The following is a 15495-nucleotide window of genomic DNA, read 5'->3' as shown; positions in this document are numbered from 1 at the left end:
ATATTTACATTCAATTTATTTTAAAAATGCTTAGTTCTGAAATACTCCAAAAACTTTCTCAAATAGTTGGTGCAAACTTTCTTTTCACCGACATAGAAACCTGTAATCATTATGGTCACGACGAAACGGAAGATTATGTTTTTCCGCCAAATGTTGTTTTAAAGCCAGCCAACGCTCAAGAAATTTCCGCCATACTTAAAGTCGCCAACGAATATAAAATTCCGACAACACCCATTGGTGCTAGAACAGGTTTAAGTGGTGGCTCGCTGTCTATTTATGAAGGCATTGGATTATCCATGGAACGCTTGGATAAAATTTTGGAAATTGACGAGCAAAATTTACAAGTTACAGTTGAACCTGCAGTAATTACTCAAGTAATGCGTGAAGCTGTATCCGAAAAAGGTTTGGTCTATCCCGTTGATCCAAGCAGTATGGGAAGTTGTTGGATTGGAGGAAATATTGCCGAAAATTCAGGTGGAGCAAGAGCGGTAAAATATGGCGTAACCAAAGATTATGTGCTCAATCTCGAAGTAGTATTGCCCAATGGTGAAATCATTTGGACTGGAGCCAATACGTTAAAAAACTCAACTGGTTATAACTTAACACAATTGATGGTAGGAAGCGAGGGAACTCTTGGAGTTATTACCAAAGCGGTTCTAAAATTGTTACCCAAAAACAATCACAATGTATTGATGTTAGTTCCGTTTTATAAAGCACATGAAGCTTGTGAAGCAGTATCCGCTATTTTTCGTGCCGGAATTGTTCCTAGTGCTCTGGAGTTTATGGAACGCGACGCCATCGATTGGACAGTCCGATTTGTAGAAGGAATTAGTGTGACGATAAAGCCAGAACATCAAGCGCATTTATTGATTGAAGTTGACGGTAATTATCCTGAAATCTTGATGCAAGAAGCCGAGAGAATTTTATCGGTAGTAGAACAATTTGAAATCGATGAGGTCTTATTTGCCGATACTGAAGACCAAAAAAATGCACTTTGGAAAATGCGTCGTGCTGTTGGTGAAGCTGTAAAATCAAATTCCATTTATAAAGAAGAAGATACGGTTGTTCCTAGATATGTATTGCCAGAATTATTAGCTGGAATCAAGAGCATAGGAGCGAAGTATGGTTTCAAATCGGTGTGTTACGGACATGCTGGTGATGGAAATTTACATGTTAATATTATTAAAGCAGATATGACGGATGATAATTGGAACACACAAGTACCAATTGGTATTCGTGAAATATTTGAATTAACGGTTTCATTGAAAGGAACACTTTCTGGTGAGCATGGCATTGGTTTTGTGCAAAAGAATTTTATGGATATTGCTTTCTCCAAAGTACATTTAGAATTAATGGAACGCATCAAACATGTTTTTGACCCCAATAATATTCTAAACCCTGGGAAGATTTTCCCGGATGAACTTTAAATACTATTTTTAACCACAAAGTGCACAAAGTATAAAAGCACAAAGCTCACAAAGATTTATTTCCTTGTGAGCTTTGTGTATTATTAGTGTTCCCTGCCTAAATGCTGGTTTTTGGTTAAACTAGTCTCTTTTAGGACTATTTTTCTTCTCGCGTTTTTCAGCTTTTTTTTCTTTTGCGGTCTTCAGAGGTTCTTTTTTCACCGCTTTTTGAACGTCTTTTCCTTTTGCCATGATATGATTTTTTAAATTGGTTTATGAATGATAGGAGTAAAGATAAAAAATATTTTTTTTATAAAACTAATTCTTTTTTCACACTTTGGTCAAACAAATAGTAAAAAATAGCTAAGTGATTAACATCATCAAAGTTGAAAAATTTTCCATTCCGTGTTGGTGCTTTCATCCATCGCAGAAACGAAAGTTGATATTTTCTTTACGTTAAAACTGTTTCTTTTGGGTTCAAAAGTGACTTCTTTGGTATTGTTGTTTTTAGCAACCAAACTTTTTTTCGCTAGTTTATTTGGTATATTCAAATAACGCATTTGTTTAGGAATAGTAACACAGTATAGATAACTTATTACGACTTGTAAATTGTTATGACTTTTATATGTTTTGTTTTCAATTAGTAATAAAGGAACAATATTTAAAACGACTAATGGGTGCTGGCTTTTATTTATCTCCGTAATGAAATCTACATTGAATTATGATACATTTTTGATCAACTCCTTTAGTGCCAATTATAGAATAAACTAATCTATGTTCTGCAGTTATTCTGCGAGACCAGAAACCTTTTAAACCAAACTTTAATGGTTCAGGTTTTCCAATTCCTTTGAAAGGTTCTTGGCGAATTGATTTTAGTAACTCTTTTATTTTAGCAACAATATCTTCATCAGTTTCCAACCAATAATTAAAATCTTCCCATCCGTGACTTGTAAATTCAATATTCATAAAAATATCGGAAATTACAATTTATAAGAAATTGTTTTTCCTTCACTAATTTGTTCTATAGATTCTTGAAGTCTTTTCAAATTATTTTTGGTCGATAATAAATATTCAGTTTCTTTTAAAGAATTATATTCTTGAATAGACATGATTACAACCGCTTCATTTTCTTTATTTCTAGGAACTATAATGACTTCCATTGACTTAGTAACGTAGTCAAAATATTCTTTCATGTCTTTTCTCAAAGTTGAAATTGTTATAGCTTTCATTAGATTTTATTTTTTAACAAATGTACTTAAAAATGTACATAATTGTGAAATAATGAAAACTTTTCTGTTTAGATTTTTTTTAAGCTAGAAGTACGTTACTAGAATTTTGAGGTTGCTGACCAAGGAAGTCTAAAATTTCATAAATACTGAACTCAAAATTAAAAAAATAACTTTATCCCGAAGGTTAGGCATGACTAACAATCCAATTTGCTTGGACGGGCTGTTACCAGCAGTTTTTTTCGGCAATTTGCTTAATTTTATTTTTCTCACTTTCATTTAGAGAAATCAACTTTAATTCAACTTCAGTTTTTGTAATTTCTTTTTCTCCAAAATTAATCTTCACAATATTATTTTCGAAACTTATTTTGTTAGTTTTTTTAACATAAGCAAAAGGAAACCTATTTGAAAATTCGTTAACTTCTGCTGTTAGAATAATTGGCAGGGAAAGTTGCTTAAAGAAACTATCTTTAGTAAATCCTAAAATTACAATAGCGTTTTTTGTTAAATATAAATCGCAATGATTAAATAAAAAATCTCGATTTTTTAATCCAAATGTCATGGTTGCACTTTTGGTTTGTTCTACATAAATTTCTGTTTCCTTTTTAAAACTTTCTATTAAGATTTCGTATTGTTTTTCTCTTTTTTTATTCGCTGATTTGATTATAAAAAAAATTAAGGTAAAAAAAGTGGAAAATGCAATTATTGGTTCTAACATATTATAAATTTTCTATTCTATTTTTATAGTAATTATTTAAATGTCAATACTTAGCAAAATTTTCTTGTAAAATTTCTGGTAACGTTTCGGCAGCTTGGCGAAGTGGCGGTTTAAAAAGCACAAATGTTCAAGCTAGCACAAAGGTAACTAAAAATACCTAAAGTTTCAATCTAGCACCGAACCCGCCATTTTGCCAAACTGCGTGTTGTATGCAGGCTTTTTGTCTTTATTGTTTGAATATGTTAGTAAAACTATCTTTTTGTAAGTTGTCTAATGAAAGGTTGAAGTCTGATTTTTCAATTTCGCTCACTATTTCACCACCAAAACCAATAATTATTTCTCTTAAACAGATTGGGTTGCTCCATTGTTGAAATAATGCTTTTGTTGCAGTTATTGTAATTTCTGAATTCCCTGAAACCCTGCTTTGACCTGCTCCAAAATTTAAAATTACAAAACATATTTTATCTTCTTCTGGAATTAGCATACCTAAAATGTTTTGCTTTTGAACTGATTGACATTTGGTTTCAAGAAACAAATTATTTGGATTCATCATAAAATTATAATCGATTTCGTCTCCTTTACCAACTATAATTTTATATTCACAATTACCTTGTCCAGAAAAAACATTACAGGTTACTAAAGTAGGCTCTTTCAACCCATTTTTTGAATATAAATATTCGACAGCTCCGTTAGGTGCATCAGTTATGTCGCCTGAATACATTAAATCACCATTTCCTTGTTTATATTCTGAATTCCAACCTATTTTTCCACCAATGTTTAGTCCTGACAAATCTATATCGTGTGCTCCCCATTGGTTTTCCCAATAAACACCAACTGCCATAGTTTCTCCATAAAATTTACTACCAGTAGGAATATTGCCAACAAACATTTTTTCAGAAGTAGGCAATGCATACTCAATATTATGTGGTAGATAGTATTTTTTTCCTTTAAGATTAAATCTATTTTTGCAATAATCAATGAGAAAACTATAATTCGTCCAAGCTGCACCTGAAACTTTGTTTGTCTTGATAAATGATTTACCATTTCTTATTCTGTATGCAAAAGCATATTGACCTTGAATTCTTGAATGACAAGCAGAAATAGCCCTAAATAAAGCAAATGGTGTGGCATTGTCTAACCAATGTAAATCGTCTTCCTTGTTTAATATAATACTTGTTACATAATTTAGAGGATTTGAAACTAATGGTTTATGGTGAACTTTTGAAAGTTTTGAAATTTTATTTATCGTTTTTGGACATTTGGTTTTAAATGATAAAAATAAAGGTTTGAAACGATTAAATATTTCAGCTAATTTTTCTAAGCCAAACTTTTCTAATTGCACAGCAGGATTATAATTAGAAGCTTTAATTGCTTCAATTACATCTTTGCTTTTTATCAAAAGTGAATCTCCTGTAGCTCGAAATATGATATAGCGAAAAAACTCCAAAGTATCATTTGGAATAACACCATACATATCTGCAATTTTTATTACAGCTTCTTTGTTTTTAATGTTTTCGTTTCCTGAAAATTTATAAGAAAGCTCATCAACTAAAACAGAAAGAATATCATTAATCGTTTCTTCTTTTAATGCGATTCCCGATTGTAGAAGTTCTAAACATTTTTGAGTCATTACATCTTTCGGGTAAGCTTTTACCACTTTGAAAACGACTTTTCTATCAGGAACTTCAAGTATTTCGTAAGGAATATAAATCTCATCTTGAAAATCACTTCCATAGGTAGAAATATAATGCTTGATTTGTTCTAACAACAAATCTTCTCTAGAACTTTTAAAGATAGTACTCCAAGATTTATGAAAAGTTTTATTCAGACCATAACCGTCCAATTTTTCACTCTTATAGAAATTAATAATTTCCTTTTTTGCCCACAATGCACCTGATTCTATAACGAATCCTTGTTCTGAAATAAATGGTTTCTCATCTGTCTCTTTGAGAATTACCGAATTAAATAATTTTAATGTTTTCATTTTACTTTCTTAAAAATAAGTGAGGAGTAATTTGTGGAAAGTATAGGAACTCCTTTTACCTATTAAAAAGATTTCAGCGAGAAGTAATTTACCAAAAATATAGGAACTTCTTTTGCCGAATTTCTTGTTTTATTTTATTGTTGTCAAATTTAGGTACTTTTTATTTATGTTCTGCGGTTTTTTAAGCTTGCATACAACTACTAAATATCCGCAGCTTCCAATTGCAAATACTTATAAATGTAAAAATATAAATAAATCCCCAATAGTTTTAACTATTGAGGATTGTATTCTTTAATTTAATTGGGTATTAAGTTATTTAAGATAACTCTTGAAATTTTTTTCTAAACTCCAATGGGTTTTTAATCTTAGGGAATATTTCCCTGGTTCCACCAGAGCCAACAATTATTATTGTGCCATAACCAAGTATTCTTGCTAGTATTCCTTGGTCAACATTTACACTCTCTATTTTTGAATGGTTCATTTCAAATGTTTTTCTGCTAATTAACCCCGTTTTAACAATGACACGTCGGTTAGTAATCACAAATTCATCAGAATACTTGTCAATTAGTGGTGCAATAAATAAAGTTAGAATGGCTCTTAGATTGCAAAAAATAATCCAATGATACGTTGTTTCTAATTCAACATGTTCATCTTTGATTAAATTATTGTTTACATAACTTCCCATTTTCTATTTGATTTTTAATTTTTAGAATTTGAATTTTTTTTATCATTTAATACTATTAGCTGAACACTATTTTAGTCATGCACCAAAACCCATTCTCCACTTGCCAACATGCTTTCTGCTTTTTTGAATTTCATGGTTTCGGTTTTCCCGCTCATGACGTGTTTAATCGTTACGGTATCGTTACGGTTTATTTTTGGAGTTTCTCTTACAATAGTTTCGGTGACTTGTGGTCTTTGAGAAGCGGCTTGACCAACTTGGCGATTCGTATTTTCACTACTTTCGATTTCGTCTTTTGTTTCAGTGTAATTTTGTTTTTGACGAACTTGTCTTGCTTCTTGAATAGTGTTGCTTTGTTGCGGTAAATCGCCTTTGAACAAGAAGGATATCACTTCTTTGTTGACGCCATCAAGCATGCCGCTGAACAATTTGAATGCTTCTAATTTATAGATAAGCAAAGGATCTTTTTGTTCGTGAACTGCCAATTGAACCGATTGTTTCAACTCATCCATTTTGCGCAAATGTTTTTTCCAAGCTTCATCCACAATGGCCAATGTTATATTTTTTTCAAAATCAGCAATCAATTGTGCTCCATTAGTATCGTATGCTTTTTTCAAATCGGTAACCACATTTAACGATTTAATTCCATCCGAAAACGGAACAATGATTCTTTCAAAGGTGTTTCCTTCTTTTTTGTATACATCGGTAATAATCGGTAATGCTTCACGGGCACTTCTTTCAGTTTTCTCAGTATAATAAGTCATTGCCGCTTTATACGCTTTGCCGGTAATTTCCATTTCAGATAATTTTTCAAATTCACTAGCCGAAATAGGGGAAGTTATGGAGAAGTAACGAATCAATTCGAACTCAAAGTTTTTGAAATCGCTTTTTCCTTTGTTCTCACCAACAATTAATTCGCAAGTATCATACATCATATTGGCAATATCCAGTTTCAAACGTTCTCCGTGCAAAGCATGACGACGTCGTTTGTAAACTACTTCACGTTGTGCATTCATCACATCATCATATTCAAGCAAGCGTTTACGTGTACCAAAATTGTTTTCTTCCACTTTTTTCTGAGCACGTTCAATCGATTTGGTCATCATGGAATGTTGAATTACTTCACCTTCTTTCAATCCCATTCTGTCCATGATTTTGGCCACTCTATCCGAACCAAACAAACGCATCAAGTTATCTTCCAACGACACATAAAACTGTGAACTTCCTGGATCACCTTGACGACCGGCACGACCACGTAATTGACGGTCAACACGACGCGAATCGTGACGTTCCGTTCCAATGATGGCTAAACCTCCAGCTGCTTTTACTTCGGGAGATAATTTAATATCGGTTCCACGACCCGCCATGTTCGTTGCAATAGTTACAACTCCCGATTTACCTGCTTCTTCTACAATTTGAGCTTCTTGTTTGTGCATTTTTGCATTCAATACATTATGGTTTACTCCACGTATTTTCAACATTCGGCTCAATAATTCTGAAATTTCTACTGAGGTTGTCCCAATTAAAACTGGTCTTCCAGCTTGTGATAATTGGGTAACATCTTCAATTACAGCATTGAATTTTTCACGAACCGAACGATAAATTAAATCTTCTTTATCAATTCTTGACATTCCTCTGTTGGTAGGAATTTCAACTACATCCAATTTATAGATTTGCCAAAGTTCGCCAGCTTCAGTAACCGCTGTTCCAGTCATACCAGCCAGTTTGCTGTACATACGGAAATAATTTTGTAAAGTAATTGTAGCAAAAGTTTGCGTTGCGGCTTCAATAGTAACTTGTTCTTTGGCTTCAATGGCTTGATGCAATCCGTCAGAATAACGTCGGCCATCCATAATACGTCCCGTTTGCTCATCGACAATCAAAATTTTATTGTCCATGATGACATATTCTACATCTTTTTCAAAAAGGGTGTAGGCTTTTAACAGCTGAGTAAGCGTATGAATTCTTTCTGATTTAATTCCGAAATCTTGAAATAATTTTTCCTTAGCTTCCGCTTCTTTGTCTTTTTCTAAATTTTGTTTTTCGATGTTGGCAATTTCAGTTCCAATATCAGGAAGAACGAAGAAACTTTCATCTGTATCTTTTGAAAGGAATTTGATTCCGTTATCAGACAATTCCACCTGATTGTTTTTTTCTTCGATAACAAAATACATCGCTTCATCAACTTCCGGCATTTTACGGTTGTTATCTGCCATGTATTCGTTTTCTGTTTTTTGAAGTAATGCTTTTACACCCTCTTCACTTAAGAATTTGATAAGTGCTTTATTTTTTGGCAATGCTCTATACGCTCTTAACAATTGGAAACCTGCATCTTTCATGTTTCCATCTTTGAAGAAACGTTTGGCTTCGGTTAAAAATCCGTTTGCCAACTGACGTTGTAGGTTATAAAGGTTTTCAATTTTTGGTTTCAGTTCATTGAACTCGTGACGATCACCATCTGGCACTGGACCTGAAATAATCAACGGCGTTCTTGCATCATCAATCAGTACCGAATCGACCTCATCGACAATCGCATAGTTGTGCTTTCTTTGTACCAAATCTTCTGGTGAATGCGCCATGTTATCACGTAAGTAATCGAAACCAAATTCGTTATTGGTGCCATAAGTAATATCGGCTTCATAAGCTTTTCTTCGCGCATCTGAGTTTGGTGAATGATTATCAATACAATCAACGGTCAACCCGTGAAACTCGAATAATGGTGCTTTCCAAGTACTGTCACGTTTTGCCAAGTAGTCGTTCACGGTTACTAAGTGAACACCATTTCCTGTCAAAGCATTTAAGTATAGTGGCAGCGTAGCTACCAATGTTTTTCCCTCACCCGTTTGCATTTCCGCAATTTTACCTTCGTGTAAAACGATACCGCCAATTAACTGAACGTCATAGTGAATCATATCCCAAGTGATTTCTTTTCCGGCGGCATTCCATTGGTTTGCCCAATTGGTTTGGTCACCAACCAAAGTAATATACGGTTTTGTAGCCGAAAGTTCTCTATCTTTTTCAGAGGAAGTAACGGTAATAGTTGTATTTTCTTTAAAACGTTTCGCAGTTTCTTTGATTACAGCAAACGCTTCAGGAAGAATTTCTAAAAGTACTTTTTCTGAAACTTCATACGCCTCTTTTTCTAAAGCGTCTATTGCATTGTAAATATCTTCTCTTAAATCGATATCGGCAGTATTTTCAGCTTCCAATTTTTTAGCTTCAATTTCTGCATCTTGTTTGGCTCTAGCTTGTTTTATTTTTTCTTTGAATTCTGCTGTTTTAGCTCGTAGCTCATCATGAGAAAGCGATGCTAATTTAGGTTCTAAAGCTTTTATTTTAGTGATGTAGGGTTGTGTCGCTTTAACATCTTTTTGAGATTTGTCGCCTACAAAAGCTTTGATAATGGTATTTATGAAACTCATAATGGGTTTGTTTTTATTGTTTTTAGATGCTTGATGTCAGATGTTGGGTGTTTTGGCTTTTACATCCAACATCAGCCATACATCATCCCGCATTTTTTAAGTGTGCAAATTTAAACAAAAAAAAAGCCCAAAATGGACTTTTTTCTGTTGTGGTTGTTTATTTTTTAATATTCATCCTCATTCCAAAGATAATCTTCGTCCGTAGGATAATCTGGCCAAATTTCTTCCATCGATTCGTAAATTTCACCTTCGTCTTCTATAGATTGCAAATTCTCCACTACTTCAAGCGGAGCACCAGTTCGTATAGCATAGTCAATAAGTTCATCTTTGGTAGCTGGCCAAGGCGCATCACTTAAATAGGATGCCAATTCTAATGTCCAATACATCTTCTGTCGATTTTAAGTTTATGCAAAAATAAATTTTATACTGAAAAAGTCAAGTTTTTTTTGATTTATTTTTAAATATGTTTAAGAACGTCCTATTCTAGTGGTCAGTGGTCAGTTTTTAGTGATCAGTAAATGACTGCTTTCTGAATACTATTTCCTCGGAATCCATTTCACTTCATCTGCGTTCAAATCGTGGGACAACTTTCGTGCCAAGACAAAAAGGTAGTCAGAAAGTCGGTTTAGGTATTTAATTACTTGCTCGTCTGTAGGTTCTAATTCATGTAAATGCACTGCTAATCGTTCCGCTCTTCGGCATACACAGCGGGCAATGTGACAATATGACACAGTGGTATGGCCACCAGGCAAAACAAAATGTGTCATTGGTGGCAATGTGGTATCCATTTGGTCAATTTCATTTTCGAGAAAGGTAATATCGCTATCGGATATTCTATTGATGTTTAATCGAGGCTGCCCGTTTTTTAGCATTTCTTTTTCGGGTGGTGTGGCAAGAATAGCTCCAACGGTAAATAATCGATCTTGCACTTCGATCAAAACATTTTTGTATAGCTGATTTATTTCTTGGTCTCGAATTAGTCCAATGTGTGAATTCAGTTCATCGACTGTGCCATAACTTTCGATACGGATATGGTGTTTTGGTACCCGTGTTCCGCCAAAAAGTGCAGTAGTACCAGTGTCGCCTGTTTTAGTATATACTTTCATTTTGAATTTTAGATTGAAGATTAACGATTTTTGATTTCAGAATTTGTACAAAGGTAGCAAAAATACAAATGGCTGATTAACTAGCCCTGATGGGAGTGGCACCACGCCTGACGGCAGGCAGGCTAGTATAACGGACAGCGGGAACCTGCCTGACGGCAGGAAGGTAAAGATTACTGATAATGCCCAAGCCTATCGCTTCCAATCTTAATTTATAAATGATCCGGATTTGGATTGTCACTTTCAATCATGCCATCACGCAAACGGATGATTCGATGCGCATATTTGGCGATGTCTTCTTCGTGGGTTACTAGGATTACTGTATTACCATTTTTGTGGATATCGTTAAAAAGGTTCATGATTTCGATAGAAGTTTTACTATCTAAGTTTCCGGTTGGTTCATCGGCTAAAATGATGGAAGGCTTGTTGACTAAAGCTCTGGCAATGGCTACACGCTGGCGTTGTCCGCCCGAAAGTTGATTGGGTTGATGGTCCATTCTGTCGGCGAGGTTTACTTGGGTCAATACTTCTGTAGCGCGTTCACTTCTTTCGGTTTTAGAATATCCAGCATAAATCATAGGCAGCGCTACATTATCTAAGGCAGTTGTTCTCGGTAACAAGTTGAAAGTTTGAAACACAAAACCAATTTCTTTGTTCCTAATTTCGGCTAAATCATCGTCATGCATTTGACTCACGTCTTTTCCGTTCAATATATAACTTCCAGAAGTTGGTGTGTCTAAACAACCCAAAAGATTCATTAAGGTAGATTTTCCAGAGCCCGATGGTCCCATGAGTGCCACATATTCGCCTTTGTTGATTTGTAAATCGATGCCTTTTAGAACGTAAATTGTTTCTTCTCCAAGTTGGAAATTACGTTTTAGGTTTGATATGTTTATTAAAGGTTTTGGCATTGTATTTAAGATTAATGATTTTAGATTTCTGAACGAAAGATAAGTATAATTTTGATGTTCTTTGTTACAATATTTATACTCTTATCACAAAATGTTCTTTCTTTTGTTCCACTCTAAAAAAAACAATTCCCCATTGAAAAGTATCGATAGTTACAGTAACTTTCGGGTGCTGTTGAATTTTTTCCCAAGCTTCTTCCATTTCGATTGACCAATGAATATCATCAAAAATCCATACAGTTTCGTTGGTTATTGTTGGCAATAACATTTCGAAATAATCAAGAGTAGCTTGTTTGGAATGGTTGCCGTCAAAGTAGATAAGCTGGAAGCTGGAAGTTGGAAGTTGGAAGTTTTTAAGGTAACTTGAAAATTCAGTATTTATGCATTCAACATTTTTGAATATTGTCCCGAAACTTCTGGATTGTAATTGCAATTGACATTGATAAAGAGTATTTGGGCAACCTTCAAGTGAAGTTATTTTTGACGTTTTATTCCCGAGTGATAAAGCTGTTGTCGCCAATCCTAATGAAGTTCCGATTTCTAGAATGGTTGAAGGTTGAAAATAGTTAGTAATTCTGAATAATAATTCGGCTCGTTTTGGAGAAATCCCAGCTGTTTTGGCAATTTTAGCAATTTGTCTTTTGTTGCTTTTAAAAACCTTGGAACCTGCGCCAAAATCAGTAACTTCAATTGTATTTTTATTTTTTAAAAGGGAATTCCGGTAGTTTTTTAAAATAGTATATTCTGGATATTGCTTCTTGTCATAAAAACATTTGGTCACCAAATTAAACACAAACGGCGAATGTACTCCGTGTTCGTTTTTGGAGTTCCAAAGGAAGTTTAAATATGATTTTATTATTTTTAACATTAAGGAATTAAGTTTTTTCATTAAGTTTAGTTAAGCTTAATGATTCTTATCTTGCTTAACTTCTTAATGTTTAATTTAACTTTCCATTTTTGAAGAAAGTTCAAACCAACGTTCTTCTTTCACTTCCATTTTTTTGATGATAGCTTCCAATTCTTTGGCTTTTGCCGTTATATCAGCATCAGCCACTTTACCTTCGGCAAATAAATTTTCTATTTGTTTTTTCTCGTATTCTAAATCCTTGATTTCGCGTTCAATTTTGTTGAACTCTTTTTGTTCATTAAAATTTAAACCCGTTGAAGCGGTGTTGTTTTGTTTCCATTTTACTTTTTCGGTTGAAACATTAGATAATCCTTTTGGCTCAGCCGAATCTTCATAAGCTCTAAAATCAGAATAATTTCCGGGGAAATCTTCAATTTGTCCTTCGCCTCTAAAAATGAATAAATGATCTACAATCTTATCCATGAAATAGCGGTCGTGTGAAACAACTAATAAACATCCAGGATAATCCAATAGGAAACTTTCCAATACATTCAAAGTCACAATATCCAAGTCATTCGTTGGCTCATCCAGAATTAAAAAGTTGGGATTTTGTATTAAAACCGTACACAAATACAAGCGTTTTAACTCGCCACCACTCAATTTTTCTACAAAATCATATTGTTTTTTTGCATCAAATAAAAAGCGTTCCAATAATTGAGAAGCCGAAATAATTTTTCCTTTCGTTAACGGAATATATTCGCCATATTCTTTGATAATGTCAATCACTTTTTGTCCCGGTTTTGGATTGATACCACTTTGAGTGTAGTAACCAATTTTTATAGTATCACCAATAATTACTTTGCCCGATTCAGGAAGTATTGTTTTGGTCAAAATATTCAAAAAAGTCGATTTTCCAGTTCCGTTTTTACCAATAATACCAATGCGTTCACCACGTTGAAAGTCATAAGTAAAATTGTCAAGAATGACTTTGTCTTTAAATTTTTTATTGATTTTGTGTAGCTCAATAATTTTACTTCCCATGCGTTCCATATTGATTTCAAGCTCGACGACATTCTCTTTTCTGCGGCTTTCAGCAACGGCTTTTATTTGGTAAAAATCATCTTGCCTCGATTTTGATTTGGTGGTTCTTGCTTTGGGTTGGCGTCGCATCCACGCCAATTCTTTTACGAAAAGGTTTTGTGCTTTATCAATAGTCGAGTTTTCCATAGCAATGCGCTCTTCTTTTTTTTGCAAATAATAGGAGTAATTGCCTTTGTATTGGTACAGTTTTCCGTTGTCGAGTTCGATGATTTCGTTACATACACGTTCCAAAAAGAAACGGTCGTGTGTAACCATGAATAAAGTGATGTTTTCTTTAGCAAAATAACTTTCTAGCCATTCAATCATTTCTAAATCCAAATGGTTTGTTGGCTCGTCCAAAATCAATAAATCGGGTCGATTAATTAGAATTATTGCCAATGATAAACGCTTTTTCTGACCTCCAGAAAGACTTTTTACTTTCAGTTTTAAATCGTCGAGTTTAAGTTTTGATAAAATTTGCTTGAACTGCGTTTCAAAATCCCATGCATTGTAGCGATCCATTTCATCAAAAGCCAATTGGTATTTTTCCTCTTCCGAAGTTTCGGGATTGAGGTTTTCGAGCGCTTTTTCGTAGCGTTCAATCACATGCAGAATTTCGTTATCCGAAGCGAAAATACTTTCCTCAATTGTGAGTTCATCCTGCAGATTGCTTTTTTGTGACAAAAACGCCATTTTCAACCCTTTTCGCAGTACCACTTGTCCGGTATCGGGTTCGTCTTCGCCATTGATGATGTTCATGATACAGGTTTTTCCCGAACCATTTTTGGCTATGAAGGCAATTTTTTGGTCTTTGTTGATACCGAACGAAATGTTTTCAAACAACGTTCTTTCGCCAAAGGATTTTGATATATTTTCTACAGAAAGGTAATTCACGGGTAACAATTTTTTTGCAAAAGTAGAGTATATTTGTCAAATGCAACTATCCATAATCATCCTTAATTACAATGTACGCTACTTTTTAGAGCTATGTGTTTTGAGTGTGCAAAAAGCCATTCAAAACATCGATGCTGAAATTATTGTTGTTGATAATAATTCTTCCGATGATAGTTGCGATATGATGAAGCAACGTTTTCCGAACATCAAACTCATGGAAAACGCAGCAAACTTGGGCTTCCCAAAAGGAAACAATATCGGAGTGAAAGAAGCCAAAGGCGAATTTATTTGTATTCTAAATCCCGACACAGTAGTGGCAGAAGATACATTTCAAAAAGTGCTGGCTTTCGCCAAAAGTCAAACTGATTTAGGAATTGTAGGCTCCAAAATCATTGACGGAACCGGAAACTTTTTACCTGAAAGCAAACGCGGCATTCCGACACCTTGGATAGCTTTTACAAAAATATTTGGGTTGTACAAGTTATTTCCGAATTCATCGCTTTTTAATAAATATTATGCCCAGCATTTAGCTGAAAACCAAACTGGAAAAGTTGATATTCTTGTTGGCGCCTTTATGGTTATGAAACGTGAATTGTATAATGAACTTGGTGGTTTTGACGAAAACTGTTTTATGTATGCGGATGATATTGATTTGTCATACAGAGCGTTGTTACTGCAAAAGCACAACTATTATTTCCACGAAACGACTGTCATACATTACAAAGGAGAAAGCACTGTTAAGGATGCTACCTATATGAAACACTTCAGAGAGTTCATGAATTTTTTTTATGCTAAACATTTTAAACGGTCGCTGTTTTTTAATTTGATGGCTAGATTTGGCGCTTTTTATTTTTCGATAGTTAAACTTTTTCAAGCCAAAACCACAGTAAAAAAATCGCCAAGTAAGTATATCTTAATTTCTGAAAATGAAAGGGTAAGAGAAAAACTAGAGAGTAAACTTCAAAATAATATTGAAAGAACCATTTTAGAAAATGGAAAAATAGTATTTTCGCAATCGATTTCGAAGAAGGAAAATATAGAGGTAATTCTAGATACAAACTATCTGAGTTTTACCGATGCAATTTCTTTTTTCGAGACAAATAAAAACAAGTCGTTTACATTTAAACTGTTACCAATGCAAAGCAATTTCATCATTGGGAGCAATAGCAGTAACGATAGAGGAGAAGTAATTAATTTCTAGAAAAACACATTAATAGCTTTTTCT

General features: G+C 34.0%; 14 protein-coding genes. 2 read left to right on the top strand and 12 right to left on the bottom strand.

Annotated elements, in window-relative coordinates; translation table 11 throughout:
- Positions 1-26: 26 nt before the first annotated feature.
- Positions 27-1427, top strand: coding sequence for an FAD-binding oxidoreductase (locus ACIQ2L_RS07740; protein WP_396157611.1), 1401 nt, complete (start codon positions 27-29; stop codon positions 1425-1427).
- Positions 1428-1786: 359 nt separating this feature from the next.
- Here the strand turns inward: ACIQ2L_RS07740 and ACIQ2L_RS07735 are convergent, their stop codons facing one another.
- From ACIQ2L_RS07735 to ACIQ2L_RS07680, 12 genes are all read right to left on the bottom strand, one after another.
- Positions 1787-1966 carry a hypothetical protein gene (locus ACIQ2L_RS07735; RefSeq protein ID WP_396157610.1) on the bottom strand — a complete coding sequence of 60 codons (180 nt, stop codon included), beginning with the start codon at positions 1964-1966 and terminating at the stop codon, positions 1787-1789.
- 127 nt (positions 1967-2093) lie between these two features.
- The gene (locus ACIQ2L_RS07730) at positions 2094-2372 is read right to left on the bottom strand and encodes a Txe/YoeB family addiction module toxin (RefSeq protein ID WP_396157608.1); all 279 of its coding nucleotides are present in this window, start codon (positions 2370-2372) and stop codon (positions 2094-2096) included.
- A gap of 14 nt (positions 2373-2386) precedes the next feature.
- The gene (locus ACIQ2L_RS07725) at positions 2387-2635 is read right to left on the bottom strand and encodes a type II toxin-antitoxin system Phd/YefM family antitoxin (protein ID WP_396157607.1); all 249 of its coding nucleotides are present in this window, start codon (positions 2633-2635) and stop codon (positions 2387-2389) included.
- A gap of 223 nt (positions 2636-2858) precedes the next feature.
- A complete protein-coding gene (locus ACIQ2L_RS07720; RefSeq protein WP_396157606.1) occupies positions 2859-3350 on the bottom strand; it encodes a hypothetical protein in 492 nt (163 codons plus the stop codon).
- Positions 3351-3576: 226 nt separating this feature from the next.
- On the bottom strand, positions 3577-5334 hold the full coding sequence (locus ACIQ2L_RS07715; RefSeq protein ID WP_396157604.1) for a hypothetical protein: 1758 nt from the start codon (positions 5332-5334) through the stop codon (positions 3577-3579).
- Between the two features lie 316 nt (positions 5335-5650).
- On the bottom strand, positions 5651-6019 hold the full coding sequence (locus ACIQ2L_RS07710; protein WP_396157603.1) for a PH domain-containing protein: 369 nt from the start codon (positions 6017-6019) through the stop codon (positions 5651-5653).
- A 71-nt stretch (positions 6020-6090) separates the two neighbouring features.
- Entirely contained in the window at positions 6091-9438 is a 3348-nt protein-coding gene (secA, locus tag ACIQ2L_RS07705; protein WP_396157602.1) for a preprotein translocase subunit SecA, read from the bottom strand.
- Between the two features lie 164 nt (positions 9439-9602).
- A complete protein-coding gene (locus tag ACIQ2L_RS07700) occupies positions 9603-9824 on the bottom strand; it encodes a DUF2795 domain-containing protein (protein ID WP_002986941.1) in 222 nt (73 codons plus the stop codon).
- Positions 9825-9974: 150 nt separating this feature from the next.
- On the bottom strand, positions 9975-10544 hold the full coding sequence (locus tag ACIQ2L_RS07695; RefSeq protein ID WP_396157601.1) for a cob(I)yrinic acid a,c-diamide adenosyltransferase: 570 nt from the start codon (positions 10542-10544) through the stop codon (positions 9975-9977).
- Positions 10545-10753: 209 nt separating this feature from the next.
- Entirely contained in the window at positions 10754-11452 is a 699-nt protein-coding gene (locus tag ACIQ2L_RS07690) for an ABC transporter ATP-binding protein (protein ID WP_396157600.1), read from the bottom strand.
- 73 nt (positions 11453-11525) lie between these two features.
- A complete protein-coding gene (locus ACIQ2L_RS07685) occupies positions 11526-12317 on the bottom strand; it encodes an O-methyltransferase (RefSeq protein WP_396157702.1) in 792 nt (263 codons plus the stop codon).
- Between the two features lie 75 nt (positions 12318-12392).
- Positions 12393-14270, bottom strand: a complete 1878-nt coding sequence (locus ACIQ2L_RS07680) for an ABC-F family ATP-binding cassette domain-containing protein (RefSeq protein ID WP_396157598.1) — start codon at positions 14268-14270, stop codon at positions 12393-12395.
- A gap of 40 nt (positions 14271-14310) precedes the next feature.
- On the opposite strand from ACIQ2L_RS07680, the gene ACIQ2L_RS07675 reads away from it, so the two are divergent.
- Entirely contained in the window at positions 14311-15471 is a 1161-nt protein-coding gene (locus ACIQ2L_RS07675) for a glycosyltransferase family 2 protein (RefSeq protein WP_396157597.1), read from the top strand.
- Positions 15472-15495: the final 24 nt, after the last annotated feature.

This window comes from Flavobacterium sp. (assembly GCF_044369455.1).
In the GTDB taxonomy this organism is placed as follows: domain Bacteria; phylum Bacteroidota; class Bacteroidia; order Flavobacteriales; family Flavobacteriaceae; genus Flavobacterium.
This window is presented reverse-complemented; position numbering and strand designations above follow the sequence as displayed.